Source organism: Enterobacter sp. 200527-13, assembly GCF_027924865.1.
GTDB lineage: Bacteria > Pseudomonadota > Gammaproteobacteria > Enterobacterales > Enterobacteriaceae > Enterobacter > Enterobacter ludwigii.
The window spans coordinates 16575-30402 of record NZ_BSCM01000004.1 but is presented as its reverse complement, the minus strand read 5'-3'; the positions used below and the strand labels follow the sequence as shown (position 1 = coordinate 30402).

The 13828-nt window shown below is 54.9% G+C and carries 12 protein-coding genes and 1 pseudogene; 8 read left to right on the top strand and 5 right to left on the bottom strand.

Annotation, left to right across the window (positions count from 1 at the left end):
- Nucleotides 1–73 precede the first annotated feature (73 nt).
- Together QMG44_RS14860 and QMG44_RS14855 are read left to right on the top strand one after the other, a co-directional pair.
- Entirely contained in the window at nucleotides 74–847 is a 774-nt protein-coding gene (locus tag QMG44_RS14860) for a GntR family transcriptional regulator (RefSeq protein ID WP_014171459.1), read from the top strand.
- Nucleotides 844–1320 (top strand): GNAT family N-acetyltransferase, encoded by a 477-nt coding sequence (locus tag QMG44_RS14855; protein WP_025203338.1) that lies wholly within the window; start codon nucleotides 844–846, stop codon nucleotides 1318–1320. The genes QMG44_RS14860 and QMG44_RS14855 overlap by 4 nt, the downstream gene beginning before the upstream one ends.
- On the opposite strand, the gene galR is transcribed toward QMG44_RS14855, so the two are convergent.
- The gene (gene galR / locus QMG44_RS14850) at nucleotides 1281–2297 is read right to left on the bottom strand and encodes an HTH-type transcriptional regulator GalR (RefSeq protein WP_086532152.1); all 1017 of its coding nucleotides are present in this window, start codon (nucleotides 2295–2297) and stop codon (nucleotides 1281–1283) included. The two genes, QMG44_RS14855 and galR, sit on opposite strands and share 40 nt — an antisense overlap.
- A gap of 424 nt (nucleotides 2298–2721) precedes the next feature.
- Here galR and aas point away from each other — a divergent pair, with 424 nt between their 5' ends.
- Together aas and lplT are read left to right on the top strand one after the other, a co-directional pair.
- On the top strand, nucleotides 2722–4881 hold the full coding sequence (gene aas, locus QMG44_RS14845) for a bifunctional acyl-ACP--phospholipid O-acyltransferase/long-chain-fatty-acid--ACP ligase (protein WP_020883773.1): 2160 nt from the start codon (nucleotides 2722–2724) through the stop codon (nucleotides 4879–4881).
- Nucleotides 4874–6067 (top strand): lysophospholipid transporter LplT, encoded by a 1194-nt coding sequence (gene lplT, locus QMG44_RS14840; RefSeq protein ID WP_086532153.1) that lies wholly within the window; start codon nucleotides 4874–4876, stop codon nucleotides 6065–6067. Before aas ends, lplT begins: the two co-directional genes overlap by 8 nt.
- A 78-nt stretch (nucleotides 6068–6145) precedes the next feature.
- Here lplT and QMG44_RS14835 read toward each other — a convergent pair whose 3' ends face one another.
- From QMG44_RS14835 to QMG44_RS14820, 4 genes and pseudogenes are all read right to left on the bottom strand, one after another.
- Nucleotides 6146–7186: an NADP(H)-dependent aldo-keto reductase gene (locus QMG44_RS14835; protein WP_025203341.1), complete on the bottom strand. Its 1041-nt coding sequence runs from the start codon at nucleotides 7184–7186 to the stop codon at nucleotides 6146–6148.
- A gap of 132 nt (nucleotides 7187–7318) precedes the next feature.
- On the bottom strand, nucleotides 7319–7537 hold the full coding sequence (locus QMG44_RS14830) for a YgdI/YgdR family lipoprotein (RefSeq protein WP_020883776.1): 219 nt from the start codon (nucleotides 7535–7537) through the stop codon (nucleotides 7319–7321).
- Nucleotides 7538–7665: 128 nt separating this feature from the next.
- Complete coding sequence (mutH, locus tag QMG44_RS14825) at nucleotides 7666–8358, bottom strand: DNA mismatch repair endonuclease MutH (RefSeq protein WP_047956048.1); 693 nt, start codon at nucleotides 8356–8358, stop codon at nucleotides 7666–7668.
- Nucleotides 8359–8512: 154 nt separating this feature from the next.
- Nucleotides 8513–8578 (bottom strand): annotated as a pseudogene (locus QMG44_RS14820) (hypothetical protein); the annotation flags it as partial.
- Between the two features lie 463 nt (nucleotides 8579–9041).
- On the opposite strand from QMG44_RS14820, the gene rppH reads away from it, so the two are divergent.
- The 4 genes from rppH (at nucleotide 9042) to thyA (ending at nucleotide 13721) form a co-directional block, all read left to right on the top strand.
- The gene (rppH, locus tag QMG44_RS14815) at nucleotides 9042–9572 is read left to right on the top strand and encodes an RNA pyrophosphohydrolase (protein ID WP_013098553.1); all 531 of its coding nucleotides are present in this window, start codon (nucleotides 9042–9044) and stop codon (nucleotides 9570–9572) included.
- Between the two features lie 12 nt (nucleotides 9573–9584).
- Nucleotides 9585–11831: a phosphoenolpyruvate--protein phosphotransferase gene (gene ptsP, locus QMG44_RS14810; RefSeq protein ID WP_014171450.1), complete on the top strand. Its 2247-nt coding sequence runs from the start codon at nucleotides 9585–9587 to the stop codon at nucleotides 11829–11831.
- A 213-nt stretch (nucleotides 11832–12044) separates the two neighbouring features.
- Nucleotides 12045–12920 carry a prolipoprotein diacylglyceryl transferase gene (gene lgt, locus QMG44_RS14805; protein ID WP_014171449.1) on the top strand — a complete coding sequence of 292 codons (876 nt, stop codon included), beginning with the start codon at nucleotides 12045–12047 and terminating at the stop codon, nucleotides 12918–12920.
- 6 nt (nucleotides 12921–12926) lie between these two features.
- A complete protein-coding gene (thyA, locus tag QMG44_RS14800; RefSeq protein ID WP_014171447.1) occupies nucleotides 12927–13721 on the top strand; it encodes a thymidylate synthase in 795 nt (264 codons plus the stop codon).
- Nucleotides 13722–13828 lie beyond the last annotated feature (107 nt).

Below are 13828 nucleotides of genomic sequence, written 5' to 3'. Positions count from 1 at the left end.
TCTGGTAAAATAGCGCACAAACTGGCCGGGAGGACGCCCGGCCTGCGCATTAACTGAAAAAACAGGTGAAAACGTGGATAAGGCTGTCATCCTGCCGGAAAAAAAACAGTACCAGGAAATTGGCGAGGATTTACGGGCGCAAATTATCCAGGGGCACTATCCCGTAGGTTCCCGTCTGCCGCCCGAGCGAAATATTGCTGAGAAGTACGGCGTAAGTCGTACCATCGTGCGTGAGGCATTGTTGATGCTGGAGCTGCAGGGCACGGTGGATATCCGCCAGGGTTCTGGCGTTTATGTGATGCGCATTCCTGAAGAACACGAAAACGAAGAAGAACGTTTTCTGAACAGCGACGTCGGCCCCTTTGAGATCCTGCAGGCGCGCCAGCTCCTCGAAAGCAACATCGCCGCGTTTGCTGCCAAAATGGCGACACGCGCAGACATCGACAATCTGCGCCGTATTATTGAGCAGGAGCAGCGCGCCATTGCCGCCAACGATAACAGCCAGGACAACAATAAAATGTTTCACCTGGTGCTGGCGGGGGCAACGCAAAACCAGATGCTGCTGGCAACGGTAGAGAGTATCTGGCACCACATGGACAGCAGCCCGCTGTGGCAGCAATTCAATGGGCATATCGCCAGCCGTGCATACCGCCTGAAATGGCTGGGCGACAGGCAAACTATCCTCGCGGCGCTTCGTCGTCGTGACGTGATGGGCGCCTGGCAGGCGATGTTCCAGCATCTGGAAAATGTGAAAAAGAGCTTACTTGAACTCTCCGATGAAGATGCGCCGGATTTTGACGGTTATCTTTTTGAATCTGTGCCCGTGTTTCAGGGGAAGCTGGTGTGACTATTCTGCCTCTCTATGCCGCGCCTCAGTATGCGGAACAGGTAACTGACTGGATCTGGCAGGCGTTCGGTGACGGGCTTACGCGGGCGTTTTTCCAGAGCATCGTTGAACACAGCCAGACGCCGGGCGCGTTACCGTTGACCTTTATTGCTCTGGAGGGCGAACAGCTTCTGGGTACGGTCGGGATCTGGCGCTGCGATTTAATCACCCGACAGGATCTTTGTCCGTGGCTGGCTGCGCTGTACGTTGATGAAGCGGCGCGTGGTAAGGGACTGGCGGGAAAACTGCAGCAGCATGTTATCGCCTATGCCGCGCAGGCCGGGTATCACGAACTGCATCTGTGGTCTGCCTGCCGCGACTTCTACGAACGTTACGGCTGGCAGTACATTGGCGATGCGCTCGAATACCCGAACAAAACGGTACATCTGTATCGCTATTCCTCTCCCGCTTCTGCTGGCGAACCTACAGAGTGACGGCGGACTAAGGTGGGGCTGAACAGGTGGGTGATATCCGGTGGCTGGCGTTGTTCGGCCAGCGCCAGTGCCAGCTCCGCAGCCTGCGTTGCCATTGTGATAATCGGGTAACGTACGGTGGTCAGGCGCGGACGCACGTAGCGGGACACCAGCACATCATCAAAGCCAATGAGTGAAATTTCTCCCGGCACCTCGATTCCGTTGTCATTTAACACCCCCATTGCCCCGGCGGCCATCGAGTCGTTATAGCTGGCAACCGCCGTGAAATTCCGTCCACGCCCCAGCAGCTCTGTCATTGCCTGTTCGCCGCCACTCTCATCTGGCTCGCCGTAGGCCACCAGCCGGTCATTACACGGCAAACCGTTTTCGCGCAGGGCATCGTAGTAGCCCTGCAGGCGATCTTCGGCATCGGAAATCGGGTGATTGGAGCAGAGATAACCAATGCGGGTATGGCCCCGCTGAATCAAATGGCGGGTAGCAAGCCAGGCGCCGTAGCGGTCGTCGAGTGCCACGCAGCGTTTCTCAAAACCGGGAATAATTCGGTTGATGATCACCATGCCGGGGATCTGCTTCATCAGATGAATGAGTTCAGCATCGGGGATCATTTTGGCGTGAACAACCAGCGCAGCGCAGCGGTGGCGCATCAGCTGTTCGATAGCCTGGCGTTCTTTTTGTTCGTTGTGATAGCCATTGCCGATCAGCAGAAAATTGCCGGTCTGATAAGAAACCTGTTCAACCGCTTTTACCATGGCGCCGAAAAACGGGTCAGACACATCGCCCACCACCAGTCCGATGGTTTCAGTAGACTGTTGGGCAAGGGCGCGGGCGTTGGCATTCGGATGATAATTCAATGATTCCATGGCGTTTTGCACCGCCTGGCGTGATGCGTCACTGGCTTTAGGGGAGTCGTTAATCACGCGCGAGACGGTCGCCACGGAAACACCAGCCAGACGGGCCACATCCTTTATTGTCGCCATTACATACCTTCTTAGTGGGGGTAAGCGTTTACACACGAAATAGTGTTGCGGAAAAGCGCCGTGCATTCAAGGGGCGCGGGGTTTCGCCCTCCACAAACGTGACGCAGCACAACCCTGGCCGTGTAATCGTTACACGGCCAGTCATGTCTGAATAATGTCAATCTGAACCTTTAGTTACACTTTGCCTCAGGCTGTTGCGATTGTCCGATGGCGAGGATGAGGGGGAGATTGATAGAGTCGAGATCCCAGAGGTATTGATTGGTGAGAATTCTTAGTACGGTTTCGTACTCTTCTCTTGCACCAACCTGCGCGGATGCGCAGGTTTTTTTTCGCCTCAACTTTGCAGTCGCTCCCGTATCACTTCTCGTGTAATCTGCCACCATTTACTATCAACCCTTCACACTGGCTGGCAAAGGGAGTTGAGATGCTTTTTGGGTTCTTCCGTACACTCTTCCGTATTCTCTTTCGCATTCGCGTCACTGGCGATGCTCAGGCGCTTCGCGGCGAACGCGTTCTTATCACACCAAACCATGTTTCCTTTATCGACGGCATTCTGCTGGCGCTATTTCTGCCCGTGCGTCCGGTGTTTGCGGTTTATACCTCCATCAGCCAGCAGTGGTACATGCGCTGGCTCACGCCGCTGATTGATTTTGTGCCGCTCGACCCGACCAAACCGATGATGATTAAACATCTGGTGCGTCTGGTGGAGCAGGGGCGTCCGGTGGTTATTTTCCCGGAAGGTCGCATCTCGGTGACCGGTTCACTGATGAAAATCTACGACGGCGCCGGGTTTGTCGCGGCGAAGTCAAAAGCAACCGTGGTGCCACTGCGTATTGAAGGAGCGGAGCGCTCCTATTTCAGCCGTCTGAAAGGGCTGGTAAAGCAGCGCGTGTTCCCAAAAATTACGTTGCATATCCTGCCGCCAACGTCGTTACCGATGCCTGACGCGCCCCGTGCACGCGATCGCCGTAAAATTGCCGGAGAGATGCTGCACCAGATTATGATGGAAGCGCGTATGGCGGTCCGCCCGCGCGAGACGCTGTATGAATCCCTGCTGTCGGCACAGCACCGTTACGGCGCGAAGAAAAACTGCATCGAAGACATCAACTTTACCCCGGATACCTATCGCAAGCTGCTGACCAAAACATTGTTCGTGGGCCGTATTCTTGAGAAGTACAGTCAGCAGGGCGAAAAGATTGGCCTGATGCTGCCCAACGCAGGCATCAGTGCGGCGGTGATTTTTGGAGCCGTTTCCCGTGGCCGTATTCCGGCGATGATGAACTACACGGCGGGCGTGAAAGGGCTGACCAGCGCCATCACGGCAGCGCAAATCAAAACCGTCTTTACCTCCCGCCAGTTCCTCGACAAAGGCAAACTGTGGCATCTTCCTGAACAGCTTACCCAGGTACGCTGGGTCTTCCTGGAAGATCTTAAAGCGGACGTGACGACGGGCGACAAACTGTGGATTTTTGCTCATCTGCTGATGCCGCGTCTGGCCCAGGTGAAACAGCAGCCGGAAGACGACGCGATTATCCTCTTCACCTCTGGCTCTGAAGGCAACCCGAAAGGCGTCGTCCACAGTCACAAGAGTATTCTGGCGAACGTTGAGCAGATCAAAAGCATTGCCGACTTTACCGCGAAAGACCGGTTTATGTCAGCGCTGCCGCTGTTCCACTCTTTTGGTCTGACGGTGGGGCTTTTCACGCCGCTGCTGACCGGTGCCGAAGTCTTCCTTTATCCAAGCCCGTTGCATTACCGTATTGTGCCGGAGCTGGTGTATGACCGTAACTGTACCGTGTTGTTTGGAACCTCAACCTTCCTCGGGAACTACGCGCGTTTCGCCAATCCGTATGACTTCTTCCGCGTGCGCTACGTGGTTGCGGGCGCGGAAAAACTGCAGGAGAGCACGCGACAGATCTGGCAGGACAAATTTGGTCTGCGCATCCTCGAGGGGTATGGCGTGACAGAGTGTGCGCCGGTGGTCTCTATCAACGTGCCAATGGCGGCGAAGCCGGGGACAGTAGGCCGAATTCTGCCTGGGCTGGATGCTCGTCTGCTGGCGGTGCCTGGTATTGAAGACGGCGGCCGGCTGCAGCTGAAAGGGCCAAACGTGATGAACGGCTATCTGCGCGTGGAAAACCCCGGCGTGCTGGAAGCACCGACCGCAGAAAACGTTAATGGCGAGATTGAAACGGGCTGGTACGACACCGGCGATATTGTACGTTTCGATGAGCAAGGCTTTGTGCAGATCCAGGGGCGTGCAAAACGCTTTGCCAAGATTGCGGGTGAAATGGTCTCGCTTGAGATGGTTGAACAGCTGGCATCGGGCGTCTCCGCCGACAAGATGCATGCCACGGTTGTGAAGAGTGATGCAAGTAAAGGCGAGGCGCTGGTGCTGTTCACCACCGACAGCGAGCTTAAGCGCGACCAGTTACTCAGCTATGCCCGCGAGCACGGCATTCCGGAGCTGGCGGTACCTCGTGATATTCGCTACCTGAAACAGCTTCCGGTGCTCGGCAGCGGTAAGCCCGACTTCGTGACCCTCAAGGGCATGGTTGAACAGGCGGAACAACATAATGCGTGAGTCAGTACACACTAACACCTCTCTGCGCTCAAAAGGCATGATGGCGGTGATTGCCGCCCAGTTCCTCTCCGCCTTTGGCGATAACGCGCTGCTGTTTGCCACGCTGGCACTGCTCAAGGCTGAGTTTTACCCCGACTGGAGTCAGCCGGTTCTGCAGATGGTGTTTGTGGGCGCTTACATTATCTTTGCACCGTTTGTCGGACAGGTTGCGGACAGCTTCCCGAAAGGCCGGGTAATGATGTTTGCCAACGGCCTGAAACTGCTGGGAGCCGCCAGCATTTATTTTGGTTTCAATCCGTTTATTGGCTATACGCTGGTCGGCATTGGCGCCGCAGCCTACTCCCCGGCGAAGTATGGCATCCTCGGGGAGCTGACCACCGGTGATAAGCTGGTGAAAGCCAATGGGCTGATGGAGTCCTCCACCATTGCGGCAATCCTGCTTGGCTCCGTCGCAGGCGGTGTCCTCGCTGACTGGCACGTGCTGGCGGCCCTCGGCGTGTGTGCCGTGGTGTACGGTGGCGCGGTAGTCGCTAACCTGTTTATTCCGAAACTGCCGGTGGCGCGTCCGGGGCAATCCTGGCGCTTTAAGCCGATGACCGGCAGCTTCTTCAATGCCTGCCTCGTACTGTGGCGTAACGGTGAAACGCGATTCTCTCTGATGGGCACCAGCATGTTCTGGGGCGCTGGCGTTACGCTGCGCTTCCTGCTGGTGCTGTGGGTGCCGGTGGCGCTGGGGATCACGGACAACGCGACGCCAACCTACCTTAATGCGATGGTGGCGATCGGGATTGTGGTGGGCGCGGGGGCAGCGGCAAAACTGGTGACGCTCGACACCGTTGCTCGCTGCATGCCGGCAGGGATACTGATTGGCGTTGCGGTGCTTTTTTTCGCGCTGCAACACGCGTTATTGCCAGCCTACGTACTGCTGATCCTGATTGGTATTCTGGGAGGCTTCTTCGTGGTGCCACTGAATGCGCTATTACAGGAGCGTGGCAAGCAGACGGTCGGGGCGGGCAATGCTATTGCGGTGCAAAACCTCGGTGAAAACCTGGCGATGCTGCTGATGCTGGGCCTGTATTCGCTGGCGGTTAAAGCCGGTGCGCCTGTGGTAGGGATTGGCGTCGGGTTCGGTGGATTGTTCGCGCTGGCGATTGCCGGCTTGTGGGTCTGGCAGCGCCGCCGCTGATTCGGGTCGTCTTCAGCGCCTTTTCACAAGCGGGTGCAAACATTAAAAACGGCAACAGAGGTTGCCGTTTTGCTTTTTTTACGGTGCCGGATAGGTATAAACCTGATGCACCGCGTCAATCTCCGCCAGCACGTCCTCGCTCAGGTCCAGATGGAAACTCTCAATGTTGGTTTTCAACTGTTCCATCGTCGTTGCGCCCAGCAGGGTGCTGGCCACAAACGGCTGACGGCGTACGAAGGCCAGTGCCATCTGGGCAGGATCGAGCCCGTGACGCTTCGCAATATCAACGTAGGCCGCGACGGCTTTCTGCGTCTGCTCGCCGCTATAGCGGGTAAAGCGGCTGAAGAGCGTATTACGCGCGCCGGCTGGCTTCGCACCGTTCAGGTATTTACCCGTCAGCGTACCAAAGCCCAGGCAGGAATAGGCAAGCAGCTCAACCTCTTCATATTGCGTCACTTCGGCCAGACCCACTTCGTAACTGCGGTTGAGCAGGCTGTAGGGGTTCTGGATGGTGACAATGCGCGGCAGATCGTGTTTATCAGCCAGGTGCAGGTAGCGCATAACGCCAAAAGCCGTTTCGTTAGACACGCCGATGTAGCGGATTTTGCCCGCTCGCTGGCATTCGGTCAGCGCTTCCAGCGTTTCAAGCAGCGTAACGGCGGGAGCACTTTCGTTCCAGCTGTAGCCGAGCTTACCAAAGCAGTTGGTTGGACGCTGCGGCCAGTGTACCTGGTAGAGATCAAGATAATCGGTTTGCAGGCGCTTCAGGCTGGCATCCAGCGCGGCACGGATATTCTTGCGATCGAGGATCTGGTTTGGGCGGATCCCGGCATCGCTGTTACGCGCAGGGCCGCTGACTTTCGAGGCGATAACAAGTTTCTCGCGGTTGCCGCGTTTTGCCAGCCAGTTGCCGACGTAGGTTTCGGTAAGCCCCTGCGTTTCCGGGCGTGGAGGAACAGGGTACATCTCTGCGACATCAATCAGGTTAATGCCCTGGCTGACGGCATAATCGAGTTGTGCATGGGCATCGGCTTCGCTGTTTTGTTCACCAAATGTCATCGTGCCCAACCCCAGTTGGCTTATCTCCAGAGAGCTGTGGGGGATACGGTGATAATGCATAGCCGGCTTCCTTCAATAGACATGTAGACCGCGTCAGGAACCTCCCGACAAAGGAATATAAACATGGCAGAGGGGAAGCAAAAGGGGAAGAAAAAAATCAAAAAGGCCAGCAAGGTACTGACCTCTCTCTGTTTATCGCTCGATAATTTGCGAGACTTCGTCGCGATTGATCTGCATTTTATTCCCGGACTGATCGCGGTAGCTGACCAGACCGGTGTCATCATCGACTTCCGGCTTGCCGTCTGTCAGGATCATCCGGCCATCTTTTGTCGCCATCACGTAATCGCTGCTACAGCCCGATACTGCAAACGCTAATCCGACTGCTGAAATTAACACTGCCCATTTTTTCATCGTTATCGTCCTCACCTGGCTCGTATCAAATCATAGTGTAGTAATAACCCGATATTTCGACAGGAGGAAGCGGTAAAATCTTAAAAACCAGGTGATTATGTTTGAGAGCTCTCAAAATAAGTAAAAAACTACGTTTTGAGTAAGAAATGGCGAGCAAGCAGCGCCCCGGTAAAGTTCTTTTTGAGATAAAAACCGCGTGGCAATGTCAGTATCGGCTCGCCCTGGGCACCGATCGCCTCCGTGAGCGCTTTACTGTTCGCCGCCTTTGGCCGCAGCTGTAACACCTCTCCGTGTCGGGCGGTGATGCGCTCGACCTGACCGAGGACAATCATATCCATCAGCTCTTCCCAGTCCAGACGCAGCTGATGCTCTTCATCTTCATCCGGACTCCACAGCAGCGGTGCGCCAACCCGGCGTTCAGCCAGCGGGATCTGACGTTCTCCTTCTACGGGGACCCAAAGTACGCGCTTCAGTTTATGGCGAACGTGACTGGTTTCCCACGTCACACCGGTATTCCCGGTTAACGGTGCAACGCAGACAAATGTCGTTTCCAGGGGCTTACCAAGGCTATCGATGGGAATGGTTTTTAACTCTACGCCCAGGGCGGCGAAATCCTGCTCCGGTTTACTCCCTGCGCTTGCACCCAACCACAGCTCCAGCAGCATGCCGATCCAGCCTTTATCCCGCTTCAGATCCTGAGGGATCGGCAGGCCAGCCATTGCCGCCAGCTCGCCAAGCGAAAAGCCAGCCAGACGCTGCGCCTGCTGTAGCAACTGGGTTTCGCTGGACGGCGGTGAAAGCAAGGGTAAAAGCGAATGCATGAAGGTAACCTTTTGATTAAAAAATACACTAAGAAATTGTCCCCTGTGGATAGAGTTTAACTTTTTCTGTACGAATATGCCATGTGTATGATTTATAGGTTTTTTTAGCACGCTAAAAATGGATGGCGAAGGACAAAAATTCGGTTGTTCAATTCTGGTCACTGACAATGAACAGGATCTTACACCATGTTATCCACAGAAAAGTGGGATAACTGGGCATAACCCTGACTACTGTTTCAATTTACAGCCTTGACGTGGGACGAAAATCCAATTTTCAAACAAATTGTGCCTAACTTATTGGCACAATCTGTGGATAAAACCGACGCTGTTCGATCTTTCATCAGCACAACGATCCCTGATGTGACGATCGTCACGATTAAGCGGTGTGGGTTGGTTTTATGGTTATTAACTTTATGAAAATAATGATTTTATTTTTTATTGGTAATGGAGGGAGATTGACGGCGGCTGAGGTTGTTCATCGGTAATCAGACACTTCTTCACAACTATATCCACAGAAAAGGTGAATAAAATTCCCCTCAGAGCCGCTCATCTGTTTATAACTCTGCCTGTATTTGTGAGTTATTCAAATGTTATTAGGTTGCAGCCCTGTAAGAGAGTGGTTTACCGCCTCCCTGTAGTGTGAAACAATCATTCATATATAAGGTTTAGTTTGGGGTAGTCCGGTGATTGATGACGATGGCTACCGCCCGAACGTAGGAATAGTAATTTGTAATCGTCAGGGCCAGGTGATGTGGGCCCGTCGATATGGTCAGCACTCCTGGCAGTTCCCGCAAGGCGGGATCAACCCGGGAGAGTCCCCAGAACAAGCGATGTACCGGGAGCTGTTTGAAGAGGTTGGTTTAAGCCGAAAAGATGTTCGCATCCTGGCTTCGACCCGCAACTGGTTGCGTTACAAGTTACCGAAACGTTTGGTGCGTTGGGACACAAAGCCGGTTTGTATCGGCCAGAAACAAAAATGGTTTCTACTGCAGTTGGTGGGCAACGATTCAGATATCAATATGCAAACCAGCAGTACGCCGGAGTTTGATGGCTGGCGTTGGGTGAGCTATTGGTATCCTGTTCGTCAGGTCGTGTCATTTAAACGCGATGTTTACCGTAGGGTGATGAAAGAGTTCGCAAGTGTTGTCATGCAGCTTCAGGAGATCCCGCCTAAGCCGCAGAGCGCACCTGCCTGGCGACGTAAAAGAGGTTAAGCTACGCAAATCATGCTCACCCGCTTGCGAGAAATAGTCGAGAAGGTGGCCAGTGCGCCGCGTCTGAATGAGGCGCTGAACATTCTGGTTACCGACATCTGTCTTGCGATGGAGACCGAAGTCTGTTCGGTGTATCTGGCCGACCACGATCGGCGTTGCTATTACCTGATGGCGACCCGTGGTTTGAAAAAGCCACGTGGACGCACCGTAACGCTCGCGTTTGATGAAGGTATCGTTGGTCTGGTTGGGCGACTCGCCGAACCTATCAACCTTGCCGACGCGCAAAAACACCCCAGCTTTAAATATATCCCCTCCGTAAAAGAAGATCGTTTCCGCGCCTTCCTGGGCGTGCCGATTATTCAGCGCCGTCAGCTGCTTGGTGTGCTGGTGGTACAGCAGCGTGAGTTGCGTCAGTACGATGAAAGCGAAGAGTCTTTCCTCGTCACGCTGGCCACGCAGATGGCCGCGATCCTCTCCCAGTCCCAGTTGACGGCACTGTTTGGTCAGTACCGCCATACGCGTATTCGCGCGCTTCCGGCGTCGCCGGGCGTCGCTATCGCCGAAGGCTGGATGGACGCCACTCTGCCGTTGATGGAGCAAGTGTACGAAGCCTCAACGCTTGATGAAGCGCTTGAGCGTGAGCGTCTCACCGCCGCGCTGGAAGAGGCGTCGAATGAGTTTCGTCGCTACAGCAAGCGCTTTGCCGCTGGGGCGCAAAAAGAGACGGCGGCCATTTTTGACCTTTACTCGCACCTTCTCTCCGATGCACGTCTGCGCCGCGAGCTTTTTGACGAAGTAGACAAAGGTGCGGTTGCGGAGTGGGCGGTTAAAAAGGTCATCGAAAAATTTGCCGAGCAGTTTGCGGCACTGACCGACGGTTACCTGAAAGAGCGGGCCGGTGATTTACGCGCCCTGGGGCAGCGTTTACTGTTCCATCTTGATGACACTATTCAGGGCGCGAATGCCTGGCCAAAACGTTTTGTGCTGGTTGCCGATGAACTCTCCGCGACAACGCTGGCTGAACTGCCTCATGACCGTCTGGCGGGCGTGGTGGTACGCGATGGCGCGGCGAACTCGCACGCGGCCATTATGGTGCGTGCGCTGGGAATTCCCACCGTTATGGGGGCGGATATCCAGCCATCGGTGCTGCACCGACGCACCCTGGTGGTCGACGGTTATCGCGGTGAGCTGTTGGTTGATCCTGAGCCGGTTCTGCTTCAGGAATACCAGCGCCTTATCAGCGAAGAGAATGAATTAAGCAAGCTGGCAGAGGATGACGTTAATCTGCCCGCGCAGCTCAAAAGCGGCGAGCGAATCAAAGTCATGCTCAACGCAGGTTTAAGCCCCGAGCATGAAGAGAAGCTCGGCAGCCGCATCGACGGTATCGGCTTATACCGCACCGAAATCCCGTTCATGCTGCAAAGTGGCTTTCCCTCTGAAGAGGAGCAGGTCGCGCAGTATCAGGGCATGCTGCAGATGTTTAACGACAAACCGGTCACCCTGCGCACCCTTGATGTCGGGGCAGATAAACAGCTGCCGTACATGCCGATCAGTGAAGAAAACCCGTGCCTGGGCTGGCGTGGGATACGCATTACGCTCGATCAGCCTGAGATCTTCCTGATCCAGGTGCGTGCCATGCTGCGCGCGAATGCGGCGACGGGTAACCTCAGCATTTTACTGCCGATGGTCACCAGCATTGATGAGATTGACGAGGCGCGGCGTCTGATTGAGCGTGCCGGTCGTGAAGTCGAAGAGATGATTGGCTATGCGATCCCCAAACCACGAATTGGGGTGATGCTTGAAGTGCCGTCAATGGTCTTTATGCTGCCGCAGCTGGCTAACCGTGTCGACTTTATCTCGGTCGGTACCAATGACCTGACGCAGTATATTCTGGCCGTCGACCGTAACAACACGCGTGTTGCCAGCATTTATGACAGCCTGCACCCTGCGATGATCCGGGCGTTAGCGATGATCGCGCGAGAAGCCGAACAGCACGATATTGATTTGCGCCTGTGTGGTGAAATGGCCGGAGATTCGATGTGCGTTGCAATCCTGATTGGGCTGGGGTACCGCCACCTCTCCATGAACGGCCGTGCGGTTGCCCGCGTGAAGTACCTGCTGCGGCATATCGATATTGAGGATGCCCGCGAGCTGGCTGAACGCAGTCTTGAAGCGCAGCTGGCCGCCGAAGTGCGTCATCAGGTGGCTGCCTTCATGGAACGACGCGGTATGGGCGGCCTGATTCGCGGCGGTCGCTAATACGTACTTTTCCCCTCACTCCGTCCTCGTCCTTTGTGACAGGGCGGAGGTGAGGATATAACACACTCCTCTATACACATCTTTTACATCTCTGGCGCATCCTCCGCGTCCGCCTTATGCTATGATTCGCAACTTTGGAGCCTCTGCTAACAGCAGAATCGCATTTCTACCGCTGTCCACTTTCAGCGGAATAACAACATCTTGTGGTGACAGATGAACAGTGGTTATCTGCATTTTCCGGAATTTGATCCGGTCATTTTCTCAATAGGACCTGTTTCGCTTCACTGGTACGGTCTGATGTACCTGGTCGGCTTCATTTTTGCCATGTGGCTTGCTGGCCGTCGCGCCAGTCGTCCCGGCAGTGGCTGGACCAAAAACGAAGTCGAGAACCTGCTGTATGCAGGCTTCCTTGGCGTGTTCCTGGGCGGCCGTATTGGGTATGTTCTGTTCTATAACCTCCCGGTATTCCTGAACGATCCACTCTACCTGTTCCGCGTCTGGGATGGCGGCATGTCCTTCCACGGCGGGCTGATTGGTGTGATCCTGGTGATGGTGATTTTTGCCAAACGCACCAAACGCAACTTCTTCCAGGTGTCAGATTTTATCGCGCCACTGATCCCGTTTGGTCTGGGAGCAGGACGTCTGGGCAACTTTATCAATGGTGAGCTCTGGGGACGTGTCGACCCGAGTGTCTCCTTTACCATGCTGTTCCCGGGCTCGCGTGCAGAGGACATGGCGCTGCTGCCGTCTCATCCTGAGTGGCAATCCCTGTTCGATACTTACGGTGTTCTGCCGCGCCATATGTCTCAGCTTTACGAGCTGGCGCTGGAAGGCGTGGTGCTGTTTATCATCCTGAATCTGTTTATCCGTAAACCGCGTCCGATGGGGTCTGTCTCCGGTCTGTTCCTGATTGGCTACGGTGCATTCCGTATCATCGTCGAGTTCTTCCGCCAGCCGGATGCACAGTTCACCGGCGAATGGGTACAGTACATCAGCATGGGGCAGATCCTCTCCATTCCGATGATTGTCGCGGGTGTCATTATGATGATTTGGGCGTATCGTCGTCGTCCACAGCAACAACTTTCCTGAGGAACCATGAAACAGTATCTTGAACTGATGAAAAAAGTGCTCGATGAGGGCACGCCGAAAAATGACCGTACCGGTACCGGCACGCTCTCCATTTTTGGCCACCAGATGCGCTTCAATCTGCAGGAAGGTTTTCCGCTGGTGACGACAAAGCGCTGCCACCTGCGCTCGATCATTCATGAACTGCTCTGGTTCCTGCAAGGCGATACCAACGTTGCGTATCTGCATGAAAACAACGTCTCTATCTGGGACGAATGGGCAGATGAAAACGGCAACCTGGGCCCGGTGTACGGTAAGCAGTGGCGCGCATGGCCTACGCCGGATGGCCGTCATATTGACCAGATCACCACCGTGATGAACCAGCTGAAAAACGATCCGGACTCGCGCCGTATTATCGTTTCCGCCTGGAACGTCGGCGAGCTGGACAAAATGGCACTGGCACCGTGCCATGCGTTCTTCCAGTTCTATGTGGCAGACGGCAAGCTCTCCTGCCAGCTCTATCAGCGCTCCTGCGATGTGTTCCTCGGCCTGCCGTTCAACATTGCCAGCTATGCGTTGTTAGTGCATATGATGGCGCAGCAGTGCGATCTGGACGTGGGCGATTTCGTCTGGACCGGTGGGGATACCCATCTCTACAGCAACCATATGGAACAGACGCATCTCCAGCTGACCCGCGAACCGCGCGCCTTGCCTAAGCTGATTATCAAACGCAAACCGGAATCCATTTTTGATTACCGCTTTGACGATTTTGAGATTGAGGGTTATGACCCTCATCCTGGCATCAAAGCGCCCGTCGCTATCTGAGGCTCTCAATCCTGACATAACCGGTGCTGTTTAGCGCCGGTTTTTTTTCGCCTTCTTCTCGCTTTCCGACGCGTTATCCAGAACGTATGCAACACACTGCAACCGCT

Coding starts and splice junctions, on each gene's coding strand:
- galR (WP_086532152.1), bottom strand. CDS start 2,297: ATGGCGACAATAAAGGATGTGGCCCGTCTGGCTGGTGTTTCCGTGGCG.
- aas (WP_020883773.1), top strand. CDS start 2,722: ATGCTTTTTGGGTTCTTCCGTACACTCTTCCGTATTCTCTTTCGCATT.
- lplT (WP_086532153.1), top strand. CDS start 4,874: ATGCGTGAGTCAGTACACACTAACACCTCTCTGCGCTCAAAAGGCATG.
- QMG44_RS14835 (WP_025203341.1), bottom strand. CDS start 7,186: ATGCATTATCACCGTATCCCCCACAGCTCTCTGGAGATAAGCCAACTG.
- QMG44_RS14830 (WP_020883776.1), bottom strand. CDS start 7,537: ATGAAAAAATGGGCAGTGTTAATTTCAGCAGTCGGATTAGCGTTTGCA.
- mutH (WP_047956048.1), bottom strand. CDS start 8,358: ATGCATTCGCTTTTACCCTTGCTTTCACCGCCGTCCAGCGAAACCCAG.
- ptsP (WP_014171450.1), top strand. CDS start 9,585: ATGCTCACCCGCTTGCGAGAAATAGTCGAGAAGGTGGCCAGTGCGCCG.
- lgt (WP_014171449.1), top strand. CDS start 12,045: ATGAACAGTGGTTATCTGCATTTTCCGGAATTTGATCCGGTCATTTTC.
- thyA (WP_014171447.1), top strand. CDS start 12,927: ATGAAACAGTATCTTGAACTGATGAAAAAAGTGCTCGATGAGGGCACG.